This is a genomic window from Streptomyces blattellae (assembly GCF_009709555.1).
Lineage (GTDB): Bacteria > Actinomycetota > Actinomycetes > Streptomycetales > Streptomycetaceae > Streptomyces > Streptomyces blattellae.
The window spans coordinates 23,797-50,695 of record NZ_WJBG01000191.1 but is presented as its reverse complement, the minus strand read 5'-3'; the positions used below and the strand labels follow the sequence as shown (position 1 = coordinate 50,695).

Below are 26,899 nucleotides of genomic sequence, written 5' to 3'. Positions count from 1 at the left end.
TGGTCTCCGGGAAAACCCCGGTTCCGTAACGGACGTAACAGACGTAACGGAATCGGGGTTTTTCCCATCCGATGCCCGACCTGTTCCGAAGGAGAGGACATGCGCGGCCCGCAGCGGGCGGGTCGCGGTGACAACCTCCACGGGGGCATCATGCGCAAGCAAGCAGTCATCGCCGCGTCCGTCATGGCACTGGCCATCGGCACCGTCGGCTGCGGAGCGATGAGTGACGGGGAGGCGGAGGCCGGGTCTTCTTCTTCCGCTTCTTCTTCTTCTTCCTCCTCCTCCTCCTCGCCCGCCGCCATCGAGAACAAGGCCGGCCTCGTCGGAGCCGGTTCGGCGCAGAGCGACCGGCTCAGCGCCGTCGGCCTCACCGCCGACCAGCGGCTCGTCAGGTTCCGCACCGACCGGCCCGACCGCACCGTCCCGCTCGGCAAGGTGAAGGGCCTCAAGGGCGACACCAAGCTCGTCGGCATCGACTTCCGCGTCCAGAACGGCAAGCTGTACGGCGTCGGCGACCGAGGCGGCGTCTACACGATCCGCGAGATCGGCGCGCGGGCCACGAAGGTCAGCCAGCTGAGTGTGGCCCTGCAGGGCAGCAGCTTCGGCGTCGACTTCAACCCGGCCGCCAACCGTCTGCGGGTCATCAGCGACACCGGCCAGAACCTCCGCCACAACATCGACGACCCGGCGGGCGCCCCGGCGGCCGGCACCACGGCTGTCGACGGCACCCTGACCAACCCCCCGGTTGCGCCCGCGACGGTGGGCGCCACGGCACAGGGCGTGACGGGTGCGGCGTACACCAACAACGACCTGTCCCAGGCCACCGCCACCACCCTCTTCGACGTGGACACCGTGAACGACCAGGTCTCCATCCAGTCCCCGGCCAACGCGGGCAACCTCGCCCCCACCGGCAAGCTGGGCGTCGACGCGGGCCCGAGCGCGGGCTTCGACATCTACACGTCCAACAGGACCGGTACGAACACGGCGTACGGCGTCTTCAAGGTCGGCGGCAGCCAGCGGCTGTACCGCGTGGACCTGCTCAACGGCTCGGTGACACGGGCCGGGACCTTCGACGGCGGCCGGGCGGTGGTGGACCTGGCACTGCCGCTGAAGCAGGGCTGAGCGGTCCCGGTGCGGGCCGGCGGATTGGTCCCGGTACGGGCCGGCTGATTGGTCCTGTACCGGTCCGTGGCGGCCCCGGCAGGGTGGCGGCATGAGCATCGCGTTCCTGCTGACCACCCTGGTCGTGGTCGCCACCCCCGGCACCGGCGTCGTCTACACCCTGGCGGCCGGGCTGTCCCGCGGCCGTCGTGCGAGCGTCGTCGCGGCGGCCGGCTGCACCCTCGGCATCGTCCCGCACATGCTGGCCACGATCACCGGAGTGGCCGCGCTGCTGCACGCGAGCGCGACGGCCTTCGAGGTCCTGAAGTACGCCGGTGTCGCCTACCTCCTCCACATGGCGTGGGCGACGCTCAAGGACCGCGAGGCGATCGCGGTGGACGACCAGCAGGCTCCCCTCTCCGCGGGCCGGGTGATCGTCCGGGGCGTGCTGATCAACATCCTCAACCCGAAACTGACCATCTTCTTCTTCGCGTTCCTGCCGCAGTTCGTGACCCCGGGGGAGCCCGACTCGGTGCTCCGGATGCTGGCGCTCAGCGGCGTCTTCATGCTGGCGACCTTCGTGGTCTTCGCGGCCTACGGCATCCTCGCCGCCTCTGTCCGCAGCCATGTCACCTCACGGCCGAGGGTGATGACCTGGCTGCGGCGGAGCTTCGCGGGGTCGTTCGTGGCACTGGGCGCGCAGCTGGCGGTCACCGAGCGCTGAGCGCTCCGCCACCGGGGTCCCTACGCCGCCGACGGATCCACCGTCGCCTGGTGCGCCTGAGCCAGATGCTCCTGCGCCTTCAGCCAGGGCAGGAACTGGGCCGGTTTGCGCCAGCCGCACGTGTCGCATCTGATCGTGCGCTGCACCCCGGTGCGCTGCACCAGCACCACGTGCTCACGGCCGTGCTGGTCCCAGCGGCTTACCTTGCTTGAGTCGATCCGCGGCATGACGCCTCCAGCGTCCTGGGAAAGTCTCCCGGAAGTAAGGAGGAGTTTGCAGCAAGACCAACATCAACAGGTGGTCCTTCACGCCGAGTTGTCCAAACCGAGTTGTCCAAACCGGTTGTCCACGCTGTGGTCGGCTCACCGGTGTTCGGCGGCGCCCACGGTCTGCCGCACCTCGACCGGCGACAGCATCTCAGCCGTGCGTTCAGCGGTTCCCTGGGCCCAGCGCCCACTCGTCACAGCCCCGAAGACAAGCACCGCGAACCCGCACCCCGTAAGAATCCACCACCCCGGCGCGGCGGCAGTCGCAAAAGCGTCCTTGTACGACGCCGCCCCCACGCCGGCGGCCAGCACGGCCCCCACCACCGCCACACCGAGTGTCTGCCCCAACTGCCGGCTGGTGGAGGCCACCGCCGCCGCAACCCCCGCCTGAGCCCGCGGCATCCCGGCGACAGCGGTATTGGTGACCGGCGCGTTCACAAAGCCGAACCCGATACCGAACAGCATGTACGCCAGGAACATCGTGACGTCGGAAGTCTCCGCATCGAACACGGCGAACATCAGCGAACTGCACGTCATCCCCACCCCTGCGATCAGCAACGGCAACCGCGGCCCCCGATTCGCCACCAACCGTCCGGACAGCGGAGCGCACAGCAGGGCCGGCCCGGCCATCGGCAGCATCCACAGGCCCGCATGCAGCGCGTCCAGCCCGCGCACGTTCTGCAGATACAGCGTCGACAGGAACAGGAACCCGCCCAGCGCGGCACACGCACTGATCGCTATCACGGTCGCCCCACTGAACGGCGCCGACCGGAAGAACCGCAGATCGATCAGGGGCTCGGCGCGACGGGGCTCGTAGCGCAGGAGCCCGATCAGGGCGGCGAGAGCGACCACCGCGAAAGGCAGCACCGAGGCGGCCGACCCGTGCGGCGCCTCGATGATCGCGTACGTCGCGCTGCCGAACAGCGCGATCACCAGGATCTGGCCGACCGGGTCGGGGCGGCGGGCCTTCTCCGCACGGGACTCGGGGATGTACCGCAGGGTCAGCAGCAGCGCGGCCAGCCCCACCGGCAGGTTGACCCAGAAGATCGACCGCCAGCCCACCGACTCCACGAGCAGTCCGCCGACCAGCGGGCCCGCGGCCATCGATATACCGGCGACAGCGGCCCATGCGCCGATCGCCCGGGCCCGCTCGCGGGGCTCCGTGAAGGTGTTGGTGATGATCGACATGGCGACCGGGTTCAGCATCGAGCCGCCCACCGCCTGCACCATGCGGAACGCGACCAGCGCTTCCAGGTTCGGTGCGACCGAGCACAGCGCCGAGCCGAGCGTGAAGACGACGAGGCCCGCCATGAAGACGCGTTTGCGGCCGATCCGGTCGGCGGTGGAGCCCGCGAGCATCAGCAGCGAGGCCAGTACGAGGGTGTAGGCGTCGATCGTCCACTGCAGGCCCGCCGTGCTCGCGTCCAGCTCGCGCTGGATCGAGGGCAGGGCCACGTTGAGGATCGTGTTGTCCAGGCTCACGATCAGCAGGCTCATACAGCAGATCGCGAGTACCAGCATGCGGCGGCGAGGATTCAGCTCGGGCATACGTGAATAGTACGGCTAACTAATGAATATGGCTGCACCCTGTCCGGTACGTGAGAATAGGGGGATGCCCACGCCCTCGTCCACGGTGAACCCGACCCTCCGGATCGGGCCGCACACCGTCCAGCCGCCCGTCGTCCTGGCCCCGATGGCCGGGATCACCAATGCGCCCTTCCGCACGCTCTGTAGAGAGTTCAGCGGCGGCAAGGGGCTGTTCGTGAGCGAGATGATCACGACACGGGCGCTGGTCGAGCGCAACGAGAAGACCATGCAGCTGATCCACTTCGACGCGACCGAGAAGCCGCGCTCGATCCAGCTGTACGGCGTCGACCCGGCGACCGTCGGCAAGGCCGTCCGCATGATCGCGGAGGAGGATCTCGCTGACCACATCGACCTGAACTTCGGCTGCCCGGTCCCGAAGGTGACGCGGAAGGGCGGCGGCTCCGCGCTCCCCTACAAGCGCCCCTTGCTCCGCGCGATCCTCCGCGAGGCGGTCGGCGGCGCGGGTGATCTCCCGGTCACCATGAAGATGCGCAAGGGCATCGACGACGAGCACATCACCTACCTCGACGCCGGCCGTATCGCGGTCGAGGAGGGCGTGACCGCCATCGCCCTGCACGGGCGGACCGCGGCCCAGCACTACGGCGGTACGGCCGACTGGGACGCCGTCGCCCGCCTCAAGGACCACGTGCCGGAGATCCCCGTCCTCGGCAACGGCGACATCTGGTCGGCCCAGGACGCCCTGCGGATGGTGCGGGAGACCGGCTGTGACGGGGTCGTCGTGGGCCGCGGCTGCCTCGGCCGTCCATGGCTGTTCGCGGACCTGGTGGCGGCGTTCGAGGGACGAAGCGACTTCGCCGAGCCCACTCTCCGGCAGGTCGCCGACGTCATGGTCCGCCACGCCACCCTGCTCGGCGAGTGGATCGGTGACGAGGCGCGCGGCGTCATCGACTTCCGCAAGCACGTGGCCTGGTACCTGAAGGGCTTCGCGGTCGGCTCGGAGATGCGGGGGCGCCTCGCGATCACCTCCTCGCTGGAGGAACTCCGGTCCGGGCTGGACGAGCTGGACCTCGCCCAGCCCTGGCCGACCGGCGCCGACGGCCCTCGCGGGCGTACCTCCGGAAACAACCGCGTCGTCCTGCCGGACGGCTGGCTGAAGGACCCGTACGACTGCGCGGGCATCGGCGAGGACGCGGAGCTGGACACCTCCGGCGGGTGAGCGCGCCGCTGGTGACGGGTCGTCGGCCGTCTGCGGCTCCGTCGTGGCTGGTCGCTCCCCCAAGTTCTCGGCTTCGCTCGAACCCGGGGGGACCCCCATCGCGGCGGAGCCGCATATCGATACGGCCCCGCGCCCCTATGGGGCGCTGCCGCTCAGTCCTTGGACGGGTTGGGTGTCGAGCCGTATGCCGTCAGGAAGCGGTCGCGGAACGTGTCCATCTTCCAGACGGGGGTGTCGGCGCCGGGCTGGAGGCCGTCGGTCCAGTTCCAGGAGGAGACGTTGTCGAGGACCTTCGGGTCCTTGGCGACGATCGACACCGGGACGTCGCGGCTGGCGTTGTCGCCGCTGACGCGGGAGATCGGCTGGTGGTCGCCGAGGAAGACCAGGACGGTGTCGTCGGTGCCGTAGCGCTCCAGCCACTCGGTGAGGGCCGTGACCGAGTACTCGATCGACTTGCCGTACTCCTCACGGGACCTGGTGCTGTCGGCGACGATGTCCGACGCGTCGTTGCCCGCCTTCTCGATGCCGTTGAAGATCGAGCCGTTGCCCAGTTCGTCCCAGTCGACCATCTCCGGTATCGGGGCCCACGGCTGGTGGCTGGAGGTCAGGATCACCTCCGACATCAGCGGCTTGTCGCGCTCCTTGCCGTGCACCTGACGCTCGAACGCCTCCAGCGCGTACTGGTCCGGCATCGTCGACCAGCTGAACTTCGGCCCCTGGTAGCCGAGTTCGGAGGAGTCGTAGACCTCGTCCAGTCCGTAGTACTCCTGCTCCGGCCAGGCCTTCTGGATGCCGGGCATGATGCCGACCGTGTCCCAGGCGCCGGTCTTCTCGAACGCCTTGGTGAGGGAGAGGTGGTCGCTGGACATGACGGTGCGGTAGCGCTGCTGGTTGTCGACCCACAGGCCGGACATGAACGTGGAGTGGCCGAGCCAGCTGCTGCCGCCGTAGGTCGCCGACGTCAGCCAGCCGCTCTGAGCCTGGTAACCCGCTTTCGTGAGCGCCTCGTTGCGCGTCTGAAGCGTCTCGGTCACGCCGGGCGACATGATCGGGTCCTCGATCGCGCTGCGGCCGTAGCTCTCGATGAACGCGAAGACGACGTCCTTGCCCCGCAGATCCGGCACCAGCTGATCGCCGGGCGTGTTGCCGAACCGGTCCTCCTTGGCCTCCTCGGCGAACGCCGCCTCGTCCCGCAGCGTGTCCTGCACCCGCTGCGCCTGCGTGGTCAGCGCGTTCACCGCACGGTCGGAGGCGACCGGCATGCCCATGAACTGGATGCCGAGCGCCGAGCACGTGATCCAGACGGTGCCCGCGATCAGCGTGCCGCGCTTCGCTGCCGCGGCGTTCCTGGCGAGGAGATCGCTGAGCCTGACCGTCGCCAGGGCCATCACGACGAGCAGCAGGACGACGAGGAGTACGGCTCCGACGGCGGCGGCCCTCGCGATCGCGGCGCCCATCGAGTCCGCCAGGTACGACTGCGCGTCGTCCAGCAACTCCCAGTCCAGGACCAGGTTGAAGCCCCGGCCCAGGTATTCCTGGAAGCCCATGTCCAGGAAGTTCAGAACGGTCAGGGCACCCAGGCCCACTCCGATCAGCGCGGCGACCACCGTGCGGGGGCGGCGGGGGAGCGCCGGCAGGACCACCGCCGCGACGATCGCCTCCGCCGGGATGCGCGTGAACCTGTTCGGGCGCAGGGCACCCCAGACGTTCGGGAGGAGGAGAGCGGCGAGGACGAGGGCCGCGGCGAGGATCGTCGTCGTCCAGCTGAGGTTGCGGGCGGCGGTGGGGTGGCGGGTCCGCCAGGCGCGGAGGTGGGCAAGCCGCGCGCGCAGCGTCCGCGGAGTGCCGCTTTCGTCGTCGGGTGCGGGTGGCCCCTCCAGGGGTTTCTCACCGTCGTCGGGCGCGGGTTGGCCGGTCGTGGCCGGCTGTTGACGGTGGCGCGTGAAGACGGGCACCCGAAGTCCTTCCGTGCGAGGCCCAGGATCTGCTGAGCGGCGGGCCGGGGCCCACCGTCATCCCGTACGGCCAGGCCACGGCCGGTGTTCAGCGAATTCGCCCGGTTCTCGGCAAACACCCGGCAAATACCGCGCCGCACGGGGGCGCGGGGCGGTGCCGTGCGGCTTCGCCGTGACGGGCACGACAGTCTTCACTCACCCGCGGGCAAAACGGGCCTTCGAACTTGAGCGATGCGGAGGCACCGACCAGTCGCCTGCGGGAATGTGACACTTGTCGCCATCGCCGAAGTGTCAGATTCTCGCAGGCGAAGGCCTGCCGGCCGCGCCGCAAGCAGAGCGGAGCACCGCGCAACTTCGCAGACCCGGCGAAATCGGCGCCTCTCAGCGGAGCGATTACGCGCCCCCGACCGCCGTCAGCAGCGCAAGCGGCGCCGCCGCGGAGCGGGACTCCCGCACGCACGCATGCGGATAGGGCACCGGCTCCCCATGCGACCCCCGCCCGTACCCCGCGAGCACCTCCGGCAACCGATGCCCGGTCGCCGTCGCCGCGTCGACCAGCGCGTGGGCGACCGTACGCGCCTCGTCATGCAGCCCGTACCGCGCGAGCCCCAACGCGATCAGCGCGTTGTCGTGCGGCCACACCGACCCCCGGTGATACGACAGCGGATGGTACGCGGGCTGGCCGGAGGCCACCGTGCGCACGCCCCAGCCGGAGAAGAAGTCCGGTTCCAGCAGGCGCCGGCCGACCAGTTCGCCGTACTCCTTGTCGAGCAGCCCCGACCACAGCAGGTGCCCGGCGTCGGAGGCGAGCGCGTCGACCTGCCGGCCCTCGCCGTCCAGTGCGAGGGCGGGGAAGGACCGGTCCCGCATCCAGAAGTCCCGCTGGAAACGGTCGCGGAGATCGCCGGCCGCCTGCTCCAGCAGGGCCGCATACACCTTGTCGTCCCACACCGTGCGCGCCAGCCACGCGGTGCGGCGCAGGGCGTCGTACGCATACCCCTGCGCTCCCGCCGCCATCACCGAGCCGGAGGCGCGGGTGCCGTCGGCGGAGCAGATCGCGCCGGGGGAGTCCTTCCAGTTCTGGTTGGCGAGGCCACCCTGGTCGGCGCGGTAGACGAGGTAGCCGCGGGAGGTGAGCCCGCCGTGGTCGAGCATCCAGCCGATCGCCGCGCGGGCGTGGGGCTGAAGCCGCCGGGCCGGCTCCGCATCCCCCGTCTGCTCGACATACGCGCCCAGCAGGACCAGGAACAGCGGCGTCGCATCCACCGATCCGTAGTAACGCCCGTACGGCACCTGCCCGAAGTGCGCCAGCTCGCCGTGCCGTACCTCGTGCACGATCTTGCCGGGCTGGGCGACCGAGTCCGCGCCGGTCTCCGTCGCCTGGGCGGCGGCCAGCGCGGGGAGGGTGGCGGCGGCGAGCTGGGGACGGTAGGGGAGGGTGAACAGGGAGGCCAGGAGCGCGTCCCGGCCCAGCAGTGTCAGGAACCAGGGCGCTCCGGCCGCGGGAACCCGCACCTCCTCGCCGTCCAGGCCCGCCGCCGGGATCTGGAGCGAGGCCAGGTCGGCGAGGCCCCGCGCGCAGGCCGCTGCCAGCTCGGGCCAGCCGGTCGGGAAGGCCACGCCCTCGACGAACTCGCCTTCCAGAGCGAGGAGTTGGTCGGTCAGTGCGGCGGGGGAGCGGGGCACCCGGCGGGCCCGCTTGTCGCCGTGCGGGCGGGCCATGACCCGCAGAGCCAGCTCCGCGGTGCCGTGCGGCTGAAGATCCAGGGTCCATACGAGGCGCCGGGCGCCCGTGCCCGTCTCCTCGACGCCGTCCGGCACCGGCTCGGCCGTCACCGTGGTCAGGGAGCGCCACTCGCCGCGCCGGTAGGTGAACTCCACGCCGTCGTCGAGGACTTGGCGGGTGCGGGTGGCGCCGGTCTTGGTGTAGGTGCGGTGGTCGGAGCGCAGCTCGAACTGGTCGGTGAAGTCGGCGTCGGCGGTGACCGCGAGGCGGACCGTGGTCGGTACCGGGCGGTTGCTGGTCACTCGCAGTAACTCGATGAACGCGCCGTCGCCGACGGCCTGTTCACGGAAGATCGTGTACGCCGGTGGCTCCTGGCGGCCACCGCGCGGGACCAGGACACAGCGTGCGGTGTCCCCGTCGGCCACGGGGCTCAGGGCCTCGGGCACGGCCCCGTCGACCGTCAGCTGCCAGCGGCTGAGGTGCCGGGCGTCGCGCACGAACAACCCGTCCGGGGACGTGCCGCCCCGTACGCCGCTGATGTCGCCGCCGTCGCCCACGGCGGCGAACGTCCCGCCGTGCACGAGCAGATGATGCCGGTCCGTCATCCCTGGTCCCCTCCCCTGGTCGCCGCGATGGTCATGACTGAGGTGTCACTTACTGTGTCTGATGAGTCTGATGTATCCGATGTGTTCGATGTTCCGCTGTGCAGCAGGTCGAGCGTGAGCGCGGCGGTCCAGCCGAAGCCGGTGGCTCCGCATGCCTCGCCGGCGTACGGGTCGACGTACTCCGCGAAGTCGGAGGTGCCGGCCAGCTCCAGCGCCGCCTCGCGCAGCGCACGGGCGCGCTCCTGCTCGCCGTGCGTGCGCAGCCCGCGCTCCAGCAGCCAGCTGGTGTTGAACCAGGCCGGGCCGCGCCAGTAGCGGTGCGGGTCGAAGGCCTCGCCGAGCAGGTCGTACGACGGGATGAGGCGGGTGGTGTCGCCCAGACCGAAGTGCGGGCCGCTCGCCGTACGGACGAGGGCGGCGGCGATGTCACGCGGGAGGCCGGGCAGGAGGAGCGGGACAAGCCCCGAAACACCGCGCTCGCAGATCAGCCCACCGCCCCGCGGCTCCCGCCGGGCTTCCCCGCCCCGCGGCTCCCGCCGGGCTTCCCCGCCCCGCGGCTCCCGCCGGGCTTCCTCGCCCCGCGGCTCCCGCCGGGCTTCCTCGTCCCGCGGCTCCCGCCGGGCTTCCTCGTCCCGCGGCTCCCGGTGGGGTTCCCCGGCCCGCGGTTCCCGACGGGCTTCCTCGGCTCGCAACTCCCGACGGGCTTCCTCGCCCCGCGGTTCCCGCCTGGCCTCCCCGGCTCGCGGTTCCCGCCTGGTCTCCCCGGCCCGCAGATCCCGGCAGAAGAACATGCCCTCCGTCGGATCCCACAGCCGCTCCACCAGCGCTGCCGTCAGTCGCTCGGCGCGTGCGTGCCGGGCCGTCCCGGTGGCCCCCAGTTCGTGTGCGATGCGGGCGAGCGCGTGTTCGGAGGCGATGAGCAGGGCGTTGAACGCCGGGTCTTCCACGGCGAAATCGCCGGCCCCGTCGGCGTATCCCCGGTCCCGGTAGTCCGCCGCCAGCCGGACGTACCGCCCGTAGTCGAGATCCGTCGGCCGGTCCTCCGCCGCCCCGTGGTCGAGGTCGGCGCGGCGGAAGGACCGGGCCGGGGCGGGCGTGATGCGGCTCAGGGGCGCGTCCCAGCAGGGGGAGTTGTCCATGCCCTGCTCCCACGGGTGCACGACGGACGCGAGACCGCCTCCGCCCAGGTCCCGCCGGTGCAGCAGATAGCGGTGCCAGGCGGCCAGTCGGGGATATACCCGGGAGAGGAAGCCGCGGGCCCGGGACAGACCGGGGTCGGCGCAGTGCACCAGCCAGGCCGCCAGCGCGTGCACCGGTGGCTGCACGATGCCGGAGGTCTGTACGGTGCGCGGGGCGCCCGCAGCGCGCCCCGCGGTCGAGGAGCGCCAGAAGTCGGGGCTCGGGAAGTAGGCGTCGAGCGGCACGGAGGGGTTGAAGACGATGTGCGGGATACGGCCGTCGCCCCACTGGGCGTCGAGCAGCGTGTCCAGCTCCGTCTGCGCCCGTAACGGCGAGACGTGCCTGAGGCCGATCGCGATGAACGCGGAGTCCCAGGACCACTGGTGCGGATACAGGCCGCGCGAGGGCACCGTGTTGGCGCCGGTCCAGTTGTCCTCCAGCACCCGCACGGCCCTGAGATGCAGCGACGCCGTCGCGGCGGGCGGATCGTATACGACAGTGCGTGCTGTGGGACGGGTGATGATCTGGACAGTGCGATCCACTCGGGGCTCCCCGAAGACGTCCGGCCGACCGGTTCGGCCGGGGCTACCGTAGGGTTACGTCTACTTAACACGCAAAACTCAATATGTAATGCAAGCTTGAGAAACACAAGGGGGTGTACATGACCGGTCGGAGTCAGGCGAGCGCCGGAGAGCTGCTGGAGCTGGTGCGCAGTGGCCGCGCCACCACCCGTGGCGCACTCCAGCAGGTGACGGGCCTCTCCCGCGCCACCGTCGGCCAGCGGCTCGACCGCCTCTTCCGCGCGGGCTGGCTGCGCGAGGGCCCCGGCGGCCCGGTCGGGTCCCCGCTCGGCGGGCGCCCCTCGATCACCCTCGAATTCGACGACGGACACGCCGTCGTCCTCGCCGCCGACCTGGACACCCGGCACGCCCGCGCCGCGGTCCTCACGCTCACCGGCGAGATCCTCGCCGAGCACTCCGGCACGCTGGTCGTCGAGGACGGCCCGGACGCCGTACTCGGCGAACTCGGCCACTGGTTCGCCGAACTCCTGGAGAAGGCCGGTCACCGGGCCGGCGAGGTCTGCGGCATCGGACTCGCGGTGCCCGGCCCCGTCGACAGCGACACCGGCCGCGTCGTCCAGCCGCCGATCATGCCCGGCTGGGACGGCTACGACATAAGGGGCCGCCTCGCCAGAGCCTTCACCGAGCACACGGGCGCCGCACCCGTCCCCGTCCTCGTCGACAACGACGCCAACCTCATGGCGTACGGCGAACAGCGCACCGGACACCCCGACTGCTCGGCGTTCGTGCTGGTCAAGGTGTCCACCGGGATCGGCGCCGGCGTCGTGGTCGACGGCTCGGTCTACCGGGGCATCGACGGGGGCGCGGGCGACATCGGGCACATCCGGGTGGACGCGGAGGCGCTGTGCCGGTGCGGTTCGTACGGCTGTCTGGCCGCCGTCGCCAGCGGTGGCGCCGTGGCCCGGCGGCTGGCGGAGACCGGCGTGCCGGCCGCCTCGGGGTCGGACGTACGGGATCTCCTGGCGGCCGGGCATCCGGAGGCGGCGGCGCTGGCGCGGGAGGCCGGGCGGGCGGTCGGGGACGTGCTGGCGACCGTCGTGACGCTGCTGAATCCCGGGGTTCTGATGATCGCCGGAGATCTGGCCGGAACCGCCTTCCTCACGGGCGTACGGGAGTTGCTGTACCAGCGGGCACTGCCGCGCTCCACCGCCCATCTGGAGGTCGTGACCTCACGGCTCGGTGAGCGGGCCGGGCTGGTGGGGGCGGGGGCGCTGGTCGTCGAGTACCTGTATGCGCCCCAGCGGGCGGAGGAGCGGTTGCTGGCGCTCGGCGTGTAAGCGGCTTGTTTCGCTCCGGAGACGGGTCCGCGGGCCGTCCGCATGGTGAAATCCCACCGCCTGTGGCAGCGTGATTCTCGCCACCCCTGATAAGGGTTGCGCTCAGATGAGCGGATCTTGGGCGACTGCACTTCTCCAAGGGGTGGCACTGAGTGCCACCCCTTGATCGTTCATCGATCGAAATCAAGCGTGGTGAGAGTCGCTCAGATGAGCGCGAAGGGCGGCCGGCGTGGCTGGATTCGTTCAAGAGGTGAACACGTCATCGGGCTGTTCCTTGCCAAGCTTTGACTTTTGATCCTGTGGCGGACGGTTGGTTACAGGCTTATGACGCACAAGTGGACGTACCCAGACGCCTTCGATCTGGGTATGTTCCTCGCCGTCAGGGCAGCCACCGCGTCCTTGAGGAGTTGGGACCCGTGTCGGAAAATCAAAAGTTCGTTTACGACTTCACCGAGGGCAACAAGGACCTCAAGGATCTCCTCGGCGGAAAGGGCGCGAACCTCGCCGAGATGACCAATCTGGGGCTTCCCGTCCCGCCGGGCTTCACCATCACCACCGAGGCCTGCAAGGTCTACCTCGACAGCGGCGAGGAGCCGGTGGCACTGCGTGACGAGGTGAGCGCGCACCTCGACGCCCTCGAAGCGACGATGGGCAAGAAGCTCGGGCAGGCTGATGACCCACTCCTCGTATCTGTACGCTCCGGGGCGAAATTCTCGATGCCCGGCATGATGGACACGGTCCTCAACATCGGCCTCTCCGACAAGTCCGTGCAGGGCCTCGCCAAACAGGCTGGCGACGACCGGTTCGCCTGGGACTCCTACCGCCGCCTCATCCAGATGTTCGGCAAGACCGTTCTCGGCGTCGACGGCGACCTCTTCGAGGAGGCGCTGGAGAAGGCCAAGGAGGCCAAGGAGGTCACGGTCGACACCGAGCTGGAGGCCGCCGACCTCAAGAAGCTGGTCACCAGGTTCAAGAAGATCGTCAAGACCGAGGCCGGCCGGGACTTCCCGCAGGACCCGCGCGAGCAGATGGACCTCGCCATCAAGGCGGTCTTCGACTCCTGGAACGGCGACCGCGCGAAGCTGTACCGCCGCCAGGAGCGGATCCCCGGTGACCTGGGCACGGCGGTCAACATCTGCTCGATGGTCTTCGGCAACCTCGGCCCGGACTCCGGCACCGGCGTCGCCTTCACCCGCGACCCCGCCTCCGGCCACCAGGGCGTCTACGGCGACTACCTGCAGAACGCGCAGGGCGAGGACGTGGTCGCGGGCATCCGCAACACCGTCCCGCTGGCCGAGCTGGAGACGATCGACAAGAAGTCGTACGACCAGCTGATGCAGATCATGGAGACCCTGGAGAACCATTACAAGGATCTCTGCGACATCGAGTTCACCATCGAGCGCGGCCAGCTGTGGATGCTCCAGACCCGCGTCGGCAAGCGCACGGCGGGCGCGGCCTTCCGCATCGCCACCCAGCTGGTCGACCAGGGCCTGATCGACGTGGCGGAGGCCCTCCAGCGGGTCACCGGCGCCCAGCTCGCCCAGCTGATGTTCCCCCGCTTCGACGAGGACGCCAAGGCCGACCAGGTCGGCCGGGGCATCGCGGCCTCGCCGGGTGCGGCGGTCGGCAAGGCGGTCTTCGACTCGTACACCGCCGTGAAGTGGTCGCGTTCCGGGGAGAAGGTGATCCTGGTCCGCCGGGAGACCAACCCCGACGACCTGGACGGCATGATCGCGGCGGAGGGCATCCTCACCTCGCGCGGCGGCAAGACCTCGCACGCGGCCGTCGTGGCACGCGGCATGGGCAAGACGTGTGTGTGCGGCGCGGAGGAGCTGGAGGTCGACACCAAGCGGCGCCGGATGACCGTCCCCGGCGGGCAGGTGGTGGAGGAAGGCGACGTGATCTCGATCGACGGGTCGAGCGGCAAGGTGTACCTCGGTGAGGTCCCGGTCGTCCCCTCCCCGGTCGTCGAGTACTTCGAGGGCCGGATGCACGCGGGTGCCCAGGACGCCGACGAGCTGGTCGAGGCCGTGCACCGGATCATGGCGTTCGCCGACCGCAAGCGCCGGCTGCGGGTGCGCGCCAACGCGGACAACGCCGAGGACGCGCTGCGGGCGCGGCGGTTCGGCGCGCAGGGCATCGGCCTCTGCCGTACGGAGCACATGTTCCTCGGCGACCGCCGTGAGCTGGTCGAGCGACTGATCCTCGCGGACACGGAGGCGGAGCGCGAGGAGTCGCTGAAGGAGCTGCTGCCGCTCCAGAAGAAGGACTTCGTGGAGCTGTTCTCGGCGATGGACGGCCTGCCCGTGACGGTCCGTCTCCTCGACCCGCCGCTGCACGAGTTCCTCCCCGACGTCACCGAGCTGTCGGTACGCGTGGCACTCGCCGAGTCCCGCCAGGAGCCGCACGAGAACGAACTGCGCCTGCTCCAGGCCGTCCACCGCCTGCACGAGCAGAACCCGATGCTGGGGCTCAGGGGCGTGCGGCTGGGCCTGGTCGTCCCGGGTCTGTTCACCATGCAGGTCCGGGCGATCGCCGAGGCCGCGGCCGAGCGCAAGAACGCCAAGGGCGACCCGCGCGCCGAGATCATGATCCCGCTCGTCGGCACGGTCCAGGAGCTGGAGATCGTCCGCGAGGAGGCCGACCAGGTCGTCGCGGAGGTGGAGGCGGCGACGGGTACGGACCTGAAGCTGTCGATCGGCACGATGATCGAGCTGCCGCGCGCCGCGCTGACGGCGGGCCAGATCGCGGAGGCGGCGGAGTTCTTCTCCTTCGGCACGAACGACCTCACCCAGACGGTGTGGGGCTTCAGCCGGGACGATGTGGAGGCCTCGTTCTTCACGGCGTACCTGGAGAAGGGCATCTTCGGAGTGTCGCCCTTCGAGACGATCGACCGGGACGGCGTGGGCTCGCTGGTCGCCGCGGCGGCGAAGGCGGGCCGGGAGACCCGCCCCGACCTCAAGCTCGGGGTCTGCGGCGAGCACGGCGGTGACCCGGAGTCGGTCCACTTCTTCCACGAGGTGGGTCTGGACTACGTCTCCTGCTCGCCGTTCCGCATCCCGGTCGCGCGCCTTGAGGCGGGGCGGGCGGCGTCTCAGTCGCAGGGCAGCGACCACCGCTAGGCGCTCCGCTGCGGGTGCCGCGACGGGTCGTCGGTTGTCTGCGGCTCCGTCGTGGCTGGTCGCGCCCACGCGGCGGAGCCGCACATCGACACAGCCCCGCGCCCCTTCGGGGCGCTGCCGGACCCCTTGGCCGTTCAGTCCCCGGAGCTGTCGTCCGTCCCCGACCCTCACCGATGGGCGGCGGCTCCGGTTCACCACGAGAGGGCGGCACCCCGTGCGGGGGGTGCCGCCCTCTCGCACTCCTCTACTCGCCCAGCTCGGTGAAGAGGGTCAGCTGGAGCGCACCGGGCGCCTCCAGCCGGGAGTTCAGCGAATTCCACGGCGTCCGCGTCGGCTCGGCGACCACCTCGGCACCGGCCGCGGCCAGCTTCGCCGTGACCGTGGTGGAGTCACCCACCTGGAACGCCACCCGGATATGCCCGGCCACCCGCCGCCCGACCTCCACCTCGTCGATGAACGCCGCGTGCCGCGGATCGGTCAGCTCCAGTGTGGCCCGCCCGGCGTCGAGAATGGTGACGCGTCCGCCGGGTGAGGAGAACGCGGCCTGCTCGGTCAGGCCGAGAACGTCGCGGTAGAAGTGCAGGGCGGCGTCGTAGTCGTCCGCGGTGACGACGAGGCGGAGTTCGTGGACGGCGGGTTCGTCGGACATATCGGCCTGCTCCCTGAAGATCGCGGATACGTCCTCGTCAACTCGCCGACCGACGGGCCGATTCCCCGTGCCCTGCCCTGCGCTCCGTACGGATCAGCGGGCCTCGCGGCGTCGGCGTACCGCGACCAGCAGCCCGCCCCCGGCGAGGAGTACGGCGGCGCCGCCGCCCGCGATGTACGGCGTGGCGCTGTCGCCGCCGGTCGCCGCGAGGCCGGTGTCCTCCTGCCCCGTGGCGTCCTCGGCGACGCCGTCGGTGCCGTCGGTGCCCTCGTCCTCGGCGGGAACGAAGTCCGCGGGCGGGCTGTCACAGCCGACGCCGTCCTGGTCGCGGTCCAGGTGCTCCCCGTAGTGCTCGTCGCCCTCCTGGATATTGGCGTACCCGTTCTCGTACGCCTCGGTGCAGTTCTCGAACGGGTGGCTGCCGTCATGAGCCTCGGCGGTGACGGGCAGGGCGGCCAGCGCCAGCGCGGCGACGGCCACGGCGGCAGGTCTGCGGAACGACTTCATGGAGAACCCCCTCAATGTGCGTGGATATCCATATGCCTGATCACGTAGAGGCGATCGGCCGGATTTGAGGTGACGAAAGTATTGGGGGGCTGCTTAGGCCGTGGCGAAATGCCGGACCCGTGATGCGAACGTGACGTGACCGGATGGTAGCTCTCCGCTCATGGAGCCATGTTCTGTAAACCGGTGAAGGCCCCGGTGCGGTCGCGGGGGCGCCCGCGGCGCGCGGACGCCCCCGCCGGACGGGGTCGCTACGACCGGAACGGCCCCGTCACCTCGTAGGTGATCCCGCCGGACGAACTCCCGCTCGTGCCCCGCTGGCTGGAGAAGTACAGCCGGGAGCCGTCGGGCGAGAAGGCCGGGCCGGTGATCTCCGAGCCGGACTGGCCGTCGATGCGCAGGAACGGTGCGATGACGTCGGCCGGGGTGATGACGCAGATCTCCATGTTGCCGCCGTCCTCGGCGACGAAGAGGTCGCCGGAGGAGGAACCGGTGACGTTGTCGACGCCGGTGAGCGGGGCCGAACCCGAGGTCACCAGGGAGTCGTCGTACGCCAGCTCGTAGGTGCTGTCGGTCAGGTTGAGCTGCCAGACCCGGTTGTCGCCCTTGGTGGTGAACCAGACCGTGTCGTCGGCGTAGTGGCACCCTTCGCCGCCGTTGAAGGACTTCGAGCCGGAGACCTGGGTGCGGGTGGACGTCGGGGAGCCGTCCGGGGCGGGGATGTCCGCCCAGGTGAAGGAGCCGGATGTGGCGGAGCCGGCGACCATGACCTGGAGGGTGCCGGCGGAGAGGTCGCCCCACGTGGCCGGCACGAAGCGGTAGAAGCGGCCGTTCGTCTCGTCCTCGGTCAGGTAGATCACCTGGCGTACCGGGTCGGCGGCGGCGGCCTCGTGCTTGAAGCGGCCCATGGCGTCGCGGCGCACCCCCGCGTTCACGCCCCACGGGTCGGTCTCGTGGACGTAGCCGCGAGAGACCTCCTCGCAGGACAGCCAGGTGTTCCACGGGGTCTTGCCGCCCGCGCAGTTCTGGCGGGTGTCGGACAGGATGCGGTACGCGCCCGTGATCGCGCCGGCCGAGGAGAACGTCACCGCGCTCACGCCGCCGGACGGGTCGATCTCCGAGTTGGAGACGTAGATCCAACTGCTGCCGTCCGCGTAACAGGCGCCGCCGTCGGGGGCGTTGTGCCAGGTGTACGACGTGCCCGGGACTGCTTGGCCGGAGCGGGCTATCACCCGGCTGGTGAAGCCGCTGGGGAGTCTGATGCCGTTGGCGTCCGGCGAACCGAGCGCCCCGTACGGGCCGGTGCCGGGCTGCGCGGGCGCGGCGTGTGCGGCACCGCGCCAGAGGGTTCCGCCGAAGACGGCGGAGGACCCGCCGAGGACGGCCGCACGCAGGACTGTACGACGTTCCACAATCGCTCCAAGGGTGGCGGACCGCCCCGCCGCCGATCGGCGGCGGGGTCGTGCGGTGAGGGACATTAGGGGTGTGCGGTTACTTCGCTCGGACCCACTGGGTTGACAGGTCATGGACAACCCGTGGCGGCAGAGTACGCGTCGGACGGCCGCCCCGGCCCCTCACCGCCGTAGGCTGAATGTGGTCCGCACACCGGAGGGAGCCCCGCCATGCCCGGCTGGAACGCCAGTGACATCCCTGACCAGACCGGCCGCATCGCCGTGGTGACCGGTGCCAACAGCGGCATCGGGTACGTCACCGCGCGGGAGCTGGCGCGCAAGGGCGCCCGTGTGGTGCTCGCCTGCCGCAGCGAGGCGCGCGGCCACGAGGCCGGGGACCGGCTGGTGACCGAAGCGCCGGGCGCGGACGTGGAGTTCGGCCGGCTGGACCTGGCGGACCTCCGTTCCGTACGGGATTTCGCGCACTGGTATCCGTACGACCGGCTCGATCTGCTCGTCAACAACGCCGGGGTGATGGCCCTGCCGTACGGGACGACTGCGGACGGCTTCGAGACCCAGTTCGGGGTCAATCACCTGGGCCACTTCGCGCTCACCGGACTGCTGCTGCCCACGCTGCTGGCCACGCCCGGTGCGCGCGTCGTGACCGTCTCCAGCACCATGCACGCGACGTCCAACATCGACATCAACGACCTCAACAGCGAGCACCGCTACCGGCGTTGGACCGCGTATGCCCGCTCCAAGACCGCCAACCTCCTGTTTACGCACGAGCTGGCGCGCAGGCTGACGGCGCACGGCTCGGACGTGGTCGCGGCGGCGGCACACCCGGGGTACGCGGCGACCAACCTGCAGACCGCCGGCCCCCGGATGGCCGACCGCAGGCTCAGCGAGCGCTTCATGCGGATCGGTAACCGCTTCTTCGCCCAGTCGTCGGACGCCGGAGCGCTGCCCACCCTCTACGCCGCGACAGCGCCCGAGGTCCGCCCCGACTCCTTCACCGGCCCGTCGTTCGCGGGCTGGCGAGGCGCACCGGCGCCCGCCTGGCGTGCCCCCTGGACCCTCAACGACAAGGCCGGGGACCGCCTTTGGACGGAGTCGGAGCACCTGACCGGGGTGACGTACGACGGCCTGAAGCCCCGCTCCGTCACTCCTTCCGCCCGGTCGCGGCCACGGTGACACCGAGACCGATCATGGTGAGCCCGCCGGCCCCGCCCACCAGGGAGAGACGCTGCGGCGAACGCGCGAACCAGTTCCGGGCGGTGGCCGCGACCAGGCCCCACACACTGTCGGAGACGAGCGCGATGAGGTTGAAGACCAGGCCGAGCAGCAGCATCTGAGCCGCGACGTTGCCCTGGTCGCGGTCGACGAACTGCGGCAGTACGGCGGCGAAGAACACGATGGTCTTGGGGTTGGTCACCCCGACGGTGAACCCCTCCCAGAACGTGCGCCGCGCCCCGTGCTTCCCGGCGTCGTCCGTGAACGCGGCGGGCAGCGCCCCCCGCTCCCGCCAGGCCTTCAGCCCGAGGTGGACGAGGTAGGCCGCACCGGCCAGCTTGAGCGCGGTGAACACGAGCACGGAGCGCTCGACGACCGACCCGACCCCGAATGCCACGGCCACGATCAGCACATAGGCGCCGACCGTGTTCCCCACCACCGTGGTCAGGGCGGCCCGGCGTCCCTGCGCGAGCGCCCGCCCGACCACGAACAGCACGCTCGGGCCGGGGACGACGATCAGCAGGAACGACATGGCCGCGAAGGCCAGGAGACGGTCGGCGGACATCATGCGCCCATGCAAGCACGGGGCAGGTGCACCTTTCCAACGGTATTCAGGGGATGGCCCCCCGCGGAAGCGCGGCCTACCGGGCGCGTACCTCGTAGGCGGTGATGCGTACCGTGTCGTCGTCCAGGCACTGCCCGGTCGCCAGGTCGAAGCGCTGCTTCAGGAGGGGGGAGGCGACGAAGGGGCGGCCCTGGTGGGAGCCGGTGAGGCCGCGGGAGAGGACTGCCGCGCCGCCGAACGGGTCGCGGTTGTCGACGGCGTACAGGTTGCCCGTCCGGTCGCGGAAGACGGCCGCCTGCCGGCCGTCCGGCAGCAGGGCCGCCACGCCGCGGCCCGGCAGCAGGACGTTCAGGTCGCAGATGGTGAACCAGCTGTCGCCGAGGCGCAGTTGGACCTTCAGATCGGTCGTCTCGGGGGCCAGGGTCATCGCTGGGCGGTTCCTTCCAGGACGTCATCGGCGGGGCGCAGGCCGATGGACAGCAGCGGCAGGTCGGGCTTGATCTGGTCGCGCTCGGGGACGAAGCCGACGACCGGGTCGGGGGTGTCCGGCGCGTTCACGAAGGACACGAACCGGGCCAGCTTCTCCGGGTCGTTGATGGTGTCGGACCACTCGTCGCGGTAGTTGGCGACGTGCGCCGCCATCAGGGTCTCCAACTCCTCGCAGATGCCGAGTGAGTCCTCGACGACCACGTCGCGTACGTGGTCCAGGCCGCCGGGGATCCGCTCCAGCCAGGTCGAGGTGCGCTCCAGGCGGTCCGCCGTACGGATGTAGAACATCAGGAAGCGGTCGATCAGCTTGATCAGCTCGGTGTCCGTCAGATCCTGCGCCAGCAGGTCCGCGTGGCGGGGGGTCGCGCCGCCGTTTCCGGCGACGTACAGGTTCCAGCCGCCCGCCGTGGCGATCACGCCGAAGTCCTTCGACTGGGCCTCCGCGCACTCGCGTGCGCACCCGGAGACCGCGGACTTCAGCTTGTGGGGCGACCTGAGCCCGCGGTAGCGCAGCTCCAGGTCGATCGCCATGCGGACGGAGTCCTGGACGCCGTAGCGGCACCAGGTCTGGCCGACGCAGGACTTCACCGTGCGCAGCGACTTGCCGTAGGCGTGCCCCGACTCGAAGCCGGCGTCCACCAACCGGGTCCAGATCAGCGGGAGCTGCTCGACCCGCGCGCCGAACATGTCGATCCGCTGGCCGCCGGTGATCTTCGTGTAGAGGCCGAAGTCGCGGGCGATCTCGCCGATGACGATCAGGCCCTCGGGGGTGATCTCACCACCGGGGATGCGGGGGACGACCGAGTACGAGCCGTTCTTCTGCAGGTTGGCGAGGAAGTGGTCATTGCTGTCCTGGAGGGCCGCCTGCTCGCCGTCGAGGACGTAGCCGCTCGCGCCGATCGTGGGGGCGAGGGAGGCGATGATCGACGCCACCGCCGGCTTGCAGATCTCGCAGCCGTCGCCGCCCCGGGCGTTCTCGCGGCCGTAGCGGTCCAGCAGGTCCTGGTAGGTGTTGATGCGCAGGGCGAGGACGATCTCGTACAGCTCCTCGCGGGTCTGCGCGAAGCAGCCGCACAGGCCCTTGTCGACCTCGACGCCGCCGGCCTCCAGTTCGGCGGTGACCAACTGGCCGAGGACCTTGACGCAACTGCCGCAGGTGGTACCGGCCTTGGTGCACTTCTTCACCTCGGGCACGGTGGTGCACCTGTGCTCGGTGACCGCGTCGCGGATCGTGCCCTTGCGGACGTTGTTGCAGGAGCAGATGATCGCGTCGTCCGGCAGCGCGGCCGGGCCGAGCTGGGCCGGGGCGCCGGATCCGGCCGGCAGGACCAGCGACTCGGGCGAGATCGGCGGGACCGAGCCGGTCAGCGCGCGCAAGGTGCCGTACGCCTCCGCGTCGCCGACCAGGATGCCGCCGAGCAGTGTGCCGTCGCGGCCGATGACCAGCTTCTTGTACAGGCCCGCGCGGGAGTCGGAGTAGACGACGTCGAGGCAGTCGTCGGCGGTGCCGTGCGCGTCGCCGAAGGACGCCACGTCCACGCCGAGCAGCTTCAGCTTGGTGGACAGGTCGGCGCCGGTGAAGGACGCCTCGTCTGCGGCGATGGTGGCCGCGGCCGTCTCCGCCTGCTCGTAGCCGGGGGCCACCAGGCCGTACACCCGGCCGTCCGCCGCCAGCGCGCACTCGCCGATCGCGAAGACGTGCGGGTCGTTCACCGTGCGGCACTGCTCGTCGACCGTGATGCCGCCGCGCTCGCCGACCGTCAGTCCCGAGGCCCGGGCCAGCTGGTCGCGGGGGCGGACACCGGCGCTGAACACGACCAGGTCGGTGGAGAGTTCGGAGCCGTCGGACAGCTTCATGCCGGTCACGGCGCCGTCCGCGTCGACCGCGATCTCCTGCGTGCCGACGCCCGTGTGGACGCTCAGGCCCATGTCCTCGATGGTGCGCAGCAGCGCCGCGCCGCCGCCCTCGTCCACCTGGACGGGCATCAGACGGGGCGCGAACTCCACGATGTGGGAGGTGAGTCCGAGACCCTTCAGCGCGCCGGCCGCCTCAAGTCCGAGCAGACCGCCGCCGACCACCGCGCCGGTCGTGGCGGTCTTCGCGTACTCCTCGATGGCGAGCAGATCCTCGATCGTGCGGTAGACGAAGCAGCCGGTGGCGTCCTTGTTCGGGACGGGCGGCACGAAGGGGTAGGAGCCGGTGGCGAGCACGAGAGTGTCGTACGCGAACGTCTGCCCGGAGCGGGCGGTCACGGTCCGCGACGAACGGTCGACCGTCTCGGCCGGGTCACCGACGCGCAGCTCGATCGAGTGCTTCTCGATGAACTCCATGTCGGTCATCGACAGGTCCTCGGGCGTCTTGCCCGAGAAGTACGAGGTCAGGGCGACGCGGTCGTACGCGGGGCGCGGCTCCTCGCACAGCACGACCACGCGGTGCGTGGCGGTCAGGCCGCGCTCGGCCAGCGCTTCGAGGAAGCGCTGGCCGACCATGCCATGGCCGACGAGCACGATCGTGGGGGTGTCCGTGGTCATGAGGAGCCTCCATCATTGGTGAGCAGGTGGAGCAGCGGGGCGCCGTCCGACGGGAGCGGCTCTGCTCCCTCCCAGGCGCGGGCGAGGGCGCCGACGGTGCCGAGTTCGCCGACGAGTACGCCGCCGACCACGCGGTCGTCGCGGACGACGACCTTGCGGTAGGTGCCGCGGGTGGCGTCGGCGAGCTGGACGACGTCGTCGCCCGGCAGCGGCACGGTCTCGCCGAAGGCGGCGAGGTCGAACGCGTCCGTCCCGTTCAGCGTGAGCCGGGTCAGCGAACGGGTGCCGGTGTAGCGGGCGCCGGTGTCCCCCGCCAGCGACTCGGCGAGTATGTCGGCCTGTTCGAGGGCCGGGGTGGCGAGCCCGTACAGGGTGCCGTCGTGCTGGGCGCAGTCGCCGATGGCCCGGATGTACGGGTCGGACGTACGGAGTTCGTCGTCGACGATGACGCCCTTGCGCACGGCGAGTCCGGCGGTCTGGGCGAGGCCGACGCGCGGGTGGACCCCGCAGGCCAGGACGACGAGGTCGGCGTCGAGGGCGTATCCGTCGGCCATCTCGACCGAGCGGACCGCGCCGTTGACACAGCGCACGTCGCGCACCCGGCACTCGGTGTGGACCTCGACGCCGAGATCCTTCAGGTGCCGCAGCACCAGCTTCGAGGCGCCCGGGTCGAGCTGGCGCTCCATGAGCCGCTCGGACTGCTGGGCGAGGACGACCTGGGCGCCGCGCACCGCGAGCGCGCGGGCCGCGGAGACCCCGAGGAGCCCGCCGCCGATGACGACCGCGCGTACGCCGGGCCGTACCGCCTTGGACAGGCCGAGGCAGTCGTCCATGGTGCGGAACGCGTGGACGCCCTCGGGCAGCTCGTGGTCGGGGGTGAACAGGCCGCGCAGCGGCGGGAGCACGGGGTTGGAGCCGGTCGCCAGGACCAGCGTGTCGTAATCGATCTTGGAGCCGTCCGCGCACTCCACCTGCCGCTCGGCGCGATCGATCCCGGTGACCCGGGCCCGGACCAGCCCGGCGGGGGAGGGCAGGGCGATCACCTCGGGGGCGTACCGGCCGGCCAGCACCTCGGCGAGCAGCACCCGGTTGTACGGCCGGTGCTCCTCCTCGCCGATCAGCGTCGCGGGCGTGCCGAGCTCACCGAGCCGCCGGGCGAGACGTACGCCCGCGAGGCCGGCGCCGATCACCACCACACGCGTATTCGAGGTCATGCCCTTGAGCGTGCGGTGCCGGTGTTACCCGACCGCATCACGTCTGTTTCCCGTGAGGAACGCTGCCCTCAGCGGCGGCCGGGAGTGTGTGTGAGGGTTCGGCGGTGCGCAGGTCGCGGGCTGTGAGGCGGGGTGGGGGAGGCCATCCGGACCACCGGTTTCGGTGCTGTGACCATCGTCTACGACCATCGGCTTCGGCTTACGGCCATCGGCTTCGGCTTACGGCCATTGGCTTCCGCTCACGAACCCATCGCCCCGTTCGGCCGAGTCTCAGATGCCCCTCAAATAGATGGACGCCGCACGAATCCCGTCCGTATGGTCGCGATCATGCCCGACATATCACTGACCACGATCGTTGCCCTGTGCGCCGCCTCCCTCGCGGCCGGCTGGATCGACGCCGTGGTCGGCGGCGGCGGGCTCCTCCTGCTGCCCACGCTGCTGCTCGGCCTGCCGAACTCGGCGTCGGCCGCTCAGTACGCGCTCGGCACGAACAAGGCGGTCGCGATCGTCGGCACCGCGGGGGCCGCGGTGACATACGCCCGCAAGACTCCGGTGGACGTGCGGCTGGCCGTGCGGATCGGGCTGGCGGCGCTCGCGGGCTCGACGGCGGGAGCGTTCGTGGCCGCCGGGATGAGCACGGACGTACTGACGCCGATCGTGATGGTGGTGCTGGTCGGCGTCGGGGCGTTCGTGATCCTCCGGCCCGCCTTCGGGACCGCCCCCGCGGCCACGCCGGTCTCGCCGCGCCGGGTGCTCGCCGCGATCGGGCTGGCGGGCACCGGCATCGGTTTCTACGACGGCCTGATCGGCCCCGGCACGGGCACCTTCCTCGTCCTCGCGCTCACCGCGCTCCTCCACCTCGATCTCGTCGCCGCCTCCGCCACCGCCAAGATCGTCAACTGCTGCACCAACGCGGGCGCCCTCGCCACCTTCGCCTGGCAGGGCACGGTGTACTGGCGGCTGGCCGCGCTGATGGCCGTCTTCAACCTGGTCGGCGGCACGGTGGGCGCGCACACCGCACTGAAGAAGGGCAGCGGGTTCGTCCGGGCCGTGCTGCTGACCGTCGTCTTCACGCTGGTGGCGAGGATGGCGTACGAGCAGTGGCTCGGGTAGGCGGAGCGAGGGCCTCGGCGATCGAGGCCGTGTGGTGGTAGGCGCGGTCGGCGGCGGCGAGGACGCGGGCGTGGGTGTCCTCGTTCAGCAGGGCGTCGTTCAGCCAGGCGTCGTTCATCAGGGCCTCGTTCATACGGGTGGTGAAGCTTGCCCAGCGCGTACGGTCGCCGCTGCCGTAGTAGGCCAGGCCGTACGGGACGGTCAGGCGGTAGGCCTCGCTGACGTACCGGTGCAGGAGCAGCGCGCCGAGGGTGGAGCCCTCCATGACGTAGAGGAAACCGAGCAGCGCGTCGGGGTCGGCGGCCGCGGTGCGCCGTATCTCCTCGGCGAACGCCCGCCCCGCCGGCCTCGCCTGGGGCGGCGGGTTGACGCCGGACTGCCTGAAGTACTTCAAGTCGCGCTCTATGAAGGGCAGTTTGGCAAGGTCCGGTGACCAGACGTGCGTGACGCACGGGCTGGTGGCGCGGGAGAGCTCGCCTTCGAGCGCCGCCAGGGCCTCTCGGTAGGCGGCGAGCTGGCCGACGTAACGGTCGAGCGGGAGCGTTCCGGACAGCATCGCGGTGGCGAAGGCGGTGCTCTCCAGGGCGTCGTGCCACGCGCGCGTGGCGGCCCGCAGGCGGTCCAGGGGTGTCGTCGTCACGCGCCACTCCGCTGCCGGACCGTCTCGTGGAGCCGGTCGATGAGATGGCCCTTGCGCTCGATCGTCACATCGAAGTACGCCGCACTGCGCGCCGAACGGCACACCCGGTGCACGGCCTCCTTCGCCGAGCGCTTCAACTCGACTGCCTGGGCGGACAGTTCGAGGAGGGACCGCTGAAGTCCCGGATGGCCGAGCACGAATGCCTTCAGCTGCTCACCCTGCGCGGGCAGCGGCTGAGCGGAGTCGGCCAGCTCCAGCAAGACCCGGTTGCTCAAGCCGTCGAAGTCCTCGTGGGTGTTGGCGCCACCGATTTCCGGCACGACGTCGGTGAGGTCGTTGAACAGCTGGCTCGCCAGCCCGAGCCGGCGCATGGCGTCGTCCAGCGTGCGCCGCTCGTCCTCGACGACACCGAGCCCGGCGACCGCCGCGTCCAGCGGCATCCAGAAGAGCGTCCCGGTCTTCAGCGCCGCCACCGACTCCCAGAACCGCACCCGCGCCCCGTGCGGTGCGGCGAGCAGCTCGGCGCGGGTGCGGGCGGTCCGTGTCGACATGTCGGCCGCCTGGCCGGTGAAGCCGTTGCCCACCGCGCGGACGAGGCTGGCCACCACCGCCGGATCGGCCGCATGCCGCAGCGCCGCCATGATCAGCCAGGAGCCGGTGTTGAGGGCGAGCGGCACCCCGTGGGTGCGGTGCAGTGCGGGCTCGCCGTACCGTACGTCGCTGCCGTCCTGGATGTCGTCGAGCGCGACCGCGGCCTTCAGCAGGATGCGTACGGCGACGGCGGTGCGGCGGATCACCGCGAGGTCGGCGGCATCGGTTCCGGGCCGGTCCCCGGTCTCGTCCGGGAAGCCGCGGTAGTTGCGGTAGGCCCAGTAGACCATCGAGGGCCGTAACGGAGGCCCGCCGTGTCCCGGTGCGTTCGGGGCCGGTGGCAGGGCCGCCTGTCCCACCTTGGATCCGAGGGCATCGGCGACCGGCGCGTAGAGGGAACGGATCAGGGCCGCGTCGTACACGTCCCCGGTGCCCTCGGTGGCCAGTGATCCGATGAACTCCCGCAGGTCGTCCTCCAGCAGCGCGGCGTCCTGCCGCACCACTGCTTCGACTCCGGATGTCTCCGTGGTCGTCTTCGCTGTACGTACCGTGGCAGCCATATCCACCTCCGATGACTGCTACGGTCCGGCGGTGGGATGGTTCCGGTCAAGATCACCTTTTCGCCATAAGTGTGCGGAGCATGTGAATGTAGCCGATTTCCGTCTTGCGGATTCAGTG

Annotated in this window: 21 protein-coding genes; 7 read left to right on the top strand and 14 right to left on the bottom strand. The window is 70.8% G+C overall.

Annotated features, from left to right (window positions below; genetic code table 11):
- The first annotated feature begins 99 nt into the window (after positions 1 to 99).
- Both GFH49_RS25345 and GFH49_RS25340 read left to right on the top strand, forming a co-directional pair.
- Complete coding sequence (locus GFH49_RS25345; protein WP_230396483.1) at positions 100 to 1,122, top strand: DUF4394 domain-containing protein; 1,023 nt, start codon at positions 100 to 102, stop codon at positions 1,120 to 1,122.
- A 91-nt stretch (positions 1,123 to 1,213) separates the two neighbouring features.
- Complete coding sequence (locus GFH49_RS25340) at positions 1,214 to 1,825, top strand: LysE family translocator (protein ID WP_155058397.1); 612 nt, start codon at positions 1,214 to 1,216, stop codon at positions 1,823 to 1,825.
- Between the two features lie 20 nt (positions 1,826 to 1,845).
- Here the strand turns inward: GFH49_RS25340 and GFH49_RS25335 are convergent, their stop codons facing one another.
- Entirely contained in the window at positions 1,846 to 2,052 is a 207-nt protein-coding gene (locus tag GFH49_RS25335) for a hypothetical protein (protein WP_155058395.1), read from the bottom strand.
- Between the two features lie 135 nt (positions 2,053 to 2,187).
- Positions 2,188 to 3,639 carry an MFS transporter gene (locus GFH49_RS25330; protein ID WP_155058393.1) on the bottom strand — a complete coding sequence of 484 codons (1,452 nt, stop codon included), beginning with the start codon at positions 3,637 to 3,639 and terminating at the stop codon, positions 2,188 to 2,190.
- A 64-nt stretch (positions 3,640 to 3,703) separates the two neighbouring features.
- Here GFH49_RS25330 and dusB point away from each other — a divergent pair, with 64 nt between their 5' ends.
- Positions 3,704 to 4,855, top strand: a complete 1,152-nt coding sequence (gene dusB / locus GFH49_RS25325) for a tRNA dihydrouridine synthase DusB (protein WP_155058391.1) — start codon at positions 3,704 to 3,706, stop codon at positions 4,853 to 4,855.
- Between the two features lie 152 nt (positions 4,856 to 5,007).
- Here the strand turns inward: dusB and GFH49_RS25320 are convergent, their stop codons facing one another.
- From GFH49_RS25320 to GFH49_RS25310, 3 genes are all read right to left on the bottom strand, one after another.
- Positions 5,008 to 6,810 carry an alkaline phosphatase family protein gene (locus GFH49_RS25320; RefSeq protein ID WP_155058389.1) on the bottom strand — a complete coding sequence of 601 codons (1,803 nt, stop codon included), beginning with the start codon at positions 6,808 to 6,810 and terminating at the stop codon, positions 5,008 to 5,010.
- Between the two features lie 393 nt (positions 6,811 to 7,203).
- A complete protein-coding gene (locus GFH49_RS25315) occupies positions 7,204 to 9,141 on the bottom strand; it encodes an amylo-alpha-1,6-glucosidase (protein WP_155058388.1) in 1,938 nt (645 codons plus the stop codon).
- The gene (locus GFH49_RS25310; RefSeq protein ID WP_155058386.1) at positions 9,138 to 10,862 is read right to left on the bottom strand and encodes an MGH1-like glycoside hydrolase domain-containing protein; all 1,725 of its coding nucleotides are present in this window, start codon (positions 10,860 to 10,862) and stop codon (positions 9,138 to 9,140) included. The genes GFH49_RS25315 and GFH49_RS25310 overlap by 4 nt, the downstream gene beginning before the upstream one ends.
- Positions 10,863 to 10,981: 119 nt before the next feature.
- Here GFH49_RS25310 and GFH49_RS25305 point away from each other — a divergent pair, with 119 nt between their 5' ends.
- Positions 10,982 to 12,178, top strand: a complete 1,197-nt coding sequence (locus GFH49_RS25305) for an ROK family protein (protein WP_155058385.1) — start codon at positions 10,982 to 10,984, stop codon at positions 12,176 to 12,178.
- A gap of 407 nt (positions 12,179 to 12,585) precedes the next feature.
- Positions 12,586 to 15,300: a pyruvate, phosphate dikinase gene (gene ppdK, locus GFH49_RS25300; protein WP_155058384.1), complete on the top strand. Its 2,715-nt coding sequence runs from the start codon at positions 12,586 to 12,588 to the stop codon at positions 15,298 to 15,300.
- 244 nt (positions 15,301 to 15,544) lie between these two features.
- On the opposite strand, the gene GFH49_RS25295 is transcribed toward ppdK, so the two are convergent.
- The 3 genes from GFH49_RS25295 to GFH49_RS25285 all read right to left on the bottom strand — a co-directional run bounded on the left by GFH49_RS25295 (position 15,545) and on the right by GFH49_RS25285 (position 17,865).
- Positions 15,545 to 15,949: a VOC family protein gene (locus tag GFH49_RS25295; protein WP_155058383.1), complete on the bottom strand. Its 405-nt coding sequence runs from the start codon at positions 15,947 to 15,949 to the stop codon at positions 15,545 to 15,547.
- A gap of 93 nt (positions 15,950 to 16,042) precedes the next feature.
- Positions 16,043 to 16,456 (bottom strand): excalibur calcium-binding domain-containing protein, encoded by a 414-nt coding sequence (locus tag GFH49_RS25290; protein ID WP_155058382.1) that lies wholly within the window; start codon positions 16,454 to 16,456, stop codon positions 16,043 to 16,045.
- Between the two features lie 248 nt (positions 16,457 to 16,704).
- On the bottom strand, positions 16,705 to 17,865 hold the full coding sequence (locus GFH49_RS25285) for an alkaline phosphatase PhoX (protein ID WP_155058381.1): 1,161 nt from the start codon (positions 17,863 to 17,865) through the stop codon (positions 16,705 to 16,707).
- Between the two features lie 210 nt (positions 17,866 to 18,075).
- On the opposite strand from GFH49_RS25285, the gene GFH49_RS25280 reads away from it, so the two are divergent.
- Entirely contained in the window at positions 18,076 to 19,038 is a 963-nt protein-coding gene (locus GFH49_RS25280) for an oxidoreductase (RefSeq protein ID WP_155058380.1), read from the top strand.
- Here the strand turns inward: GFH49_RS25280 and GFH49_RS25275 are convergent.
- From GFH49_RS25275 to GFH49_RS25260, 4 genes are all read right to left on the bottom strand, one after another.
- Positions 19,007 to 19,645, bottom strand: a complete 639-nt coding sequence (locus GFH49_RS25275) for a LysE family translocator (RefSeq protein WP_155058379.1) — start codon at positions 19,643 to 19,645, stop codon at positions 19,007 to 19,009. The two genes, GFH49_RS25280 and GFH49_RS25275, sit on opposite strands and share 32 nt — an antisense overlap.
- A 73-nt stretch (positions 19,646 to 19,718) precedes the next feature.
- Positions 19,719 to 20,069: a nitrite reductase small subunit NirD gene (nirD, locus tag GFH49_RS25270; protein ID WP_155058378.1), complete on the bottom strand. Its 351-nt coding sequence runs from the start codon at positions 20,067 to 20,069 to the stop codon at positions 19,719 to 19,721.
- Positions 20,066 to 22,663 (bottom strand): nitrite reductase large subunit NirB, encoded by a 2,598-nt coding sequence (gene nirB / locus GFH49_RS25265; protein ID WP_155058377.1) that lies wholly within the window; start codon positions 22,661 to 22,663, stop codon positions 20,066 to 20,068. The genes nirD and nirB overlap by 4 nt, the downstream gene beginning before the upstream one ends.
- Complete coding sequence (locus tag GFH49_RS25260; protein WP_155058376.1) at positions 22,660 to 23,877, bottom strand: NAD(P)/FAD-dependent oxidoreductase; 1,218 nt, start codon at positions 23,875 to 23,877, stop codon at positions 22,660 to 22,662. Before GFH49_RS25260 ends, nirB begins: the two co-directional genes overlap by 4 nt.
- Before the next feature lie 327 nt (positions 23,878 to 24,204).
- Between GFH49_RS25260 and GFH49_RS25255 the strand changes: the two genes are divergently transcribed.
- Positions 24,205 to 24,990, top strand: a complete 786-nt coding sequence (locus GFH49_RS25255; protein WP_155058375.1) for a sulfite exporter TauE/SafE family protein — start codon at positions 24,205 to 24,207, stop codon at positions 24,988 to 24,990.
- Here the strand turns inward: GFH49_RS25255 and GFH49_RS25250 are convergent.
- Both GFH49_RS25250 and GFH49_RS25245 read right to left on the bottom strand, forming a co-directional pair.
- Positions 24,947 to 25,630 carry a biliverdin-producing heme oxygenase gene (locus GFH49_RS25250; RefSeq protein WP_155058374.1) on the bottom strand — a complete coding sequence of 228 codons (684 nt, stop codon included), beginning with the start codon at positions 25,628 to 25,630 and terminating at the stop codon, positions 24,947 to 24,949. The genes GFH49_RS25255 and GFH49_RS25250 overlap by 44 nt on opposite strands.
- The gene (locus GFH49_RS25245; protein ID WP_155058373.1) at positions 25,627 to 26,781 is read right to left on the bottom strand and encodes a polyprenyl synthetase family protein; all 1,155 of its coding nucleotides are present in this window, start codon (positions 26,779 to 26,781) and stop codon (positions 25,627 to 25,629) included. Before GFH49_RS25245 ends, GFH49_RS25250 begins: the two co-directional genes overlap by 4 nt.
- Between the last annotated feature and the right edge of the window lie 118 nt (positions 26,782 to 26,899).

Bases quoted from the DNA above. Each gene is read 5' to 3' on its own strand.
- GFH49_RS25330 (WP_155058393.1), bottom strand. From the start codon at position 3,639: ATGCCCGAGCTGAATCCTCGCCGCCGCATGCTGGTACTCGCGATCTGC.
- GFH49_RS25275 (WP_155058379.1), bottom strand. From the start codon at position 19,645: ATGATGTCCGCCGACCGTCTCCTGGCCTTCGCGGCCATGTCGTTCCTG.
- GFH49_RS25345 (WP_230396483.1), top strand. From the start codon at position 100: ATGCGCGGCCCGCAGCGGGCGGGTCGCGGTGACAACCTCCACGGGGGC.
- GFH49_RS25295 (WP_155058383.1), bottom strand. From the start codon at position 15,949: ATGTCCGACGAACCCGCCGTCCACGAACTCCGCCTCGTCGTCACCGCG.
- GFH49_RS25305 (WP_155058385.1), top strand. From the start codon at position 10,982: ATGACCGGTCGGAGTCAGGCGAGCGCCGGAGAGCTGCTGGAGCTGGTG.
- GFH49_RS25315 (WP_155058388.1), bottom strand. From the start codon at position 9,141: ATGACGGACCGGCATCATCTGCTCGTGCACGGCGGGACGTTCGCCGCC.
- nirD (WP_155058378.1), bottom strand. From the start codon at position 20,069: ATGACCCTGGCCCCCGAGACGACCGATCTGAAGGTCCAACTGCGCCTC.
- GFH49_RS25280 (WP_155058380.1), top strand. From the start codon at position 18,076: ATGCCCGGCTGGAACGCCAGTGACATCCCTGACCAGACCGGCCGCATC.
- GFH49_RS25245 (WP_155058373.1), bottom strand. From the start codon at position 26,781: ATGGCTGCCACGGTACGTACAGCGAAGACGACCACGGAGACATCCGGA.
- GFH49_RS25255 (WP_155058375.1), top strand. From the start codon at position 24,205: ATGCCCGACATATCACTGACCACGATCGTTGCCCTGTGCGCCGCCTCC.
- nirB (WP_155058377.1), bottom strand. From the start codon at position 22,663: ATGACCACGGACACCCCCACGATCGTGCTCGTCGGCCATGGCATGGTC.
- GFH49_RS25290 (WP_155058382.1), bottom strand. From the start codon at position 16,456: ATGAAGTCGTTCCGCAGACCTGCCGCCGTGGCCGTCGCCGCGCTGGCG.
- GFH49_RS25340 (WP_155058397.1), top strand. From the start codon at position 1,214: ATGAGCATCGCGTTCCTGCTGACCACCCTGGTCGTGGTCGCCACCCCC.
- dusB (WP_155058391.1), top strand. From the start codon at position 3,704: ATGCCCACGCCCTCGTCCACGGTGAACCCGACCCTCCGGATCGGGCCG.
- GFH49_RS25260 (WP_155058376.1), bottom strand. From the start codon at position 23,877: ATGACCTCGAATACGCGTGTGGTGGTGATCGGCGCCGGCCTCGCGGGC.
- GFH49_RS25335 (WP_155058395.1), bottom strand. From the start codon at position 2,052: ATGCCGCGGATCGACTCAAGCAAGGTAAGCCGCTGGGACCAGCACGGC.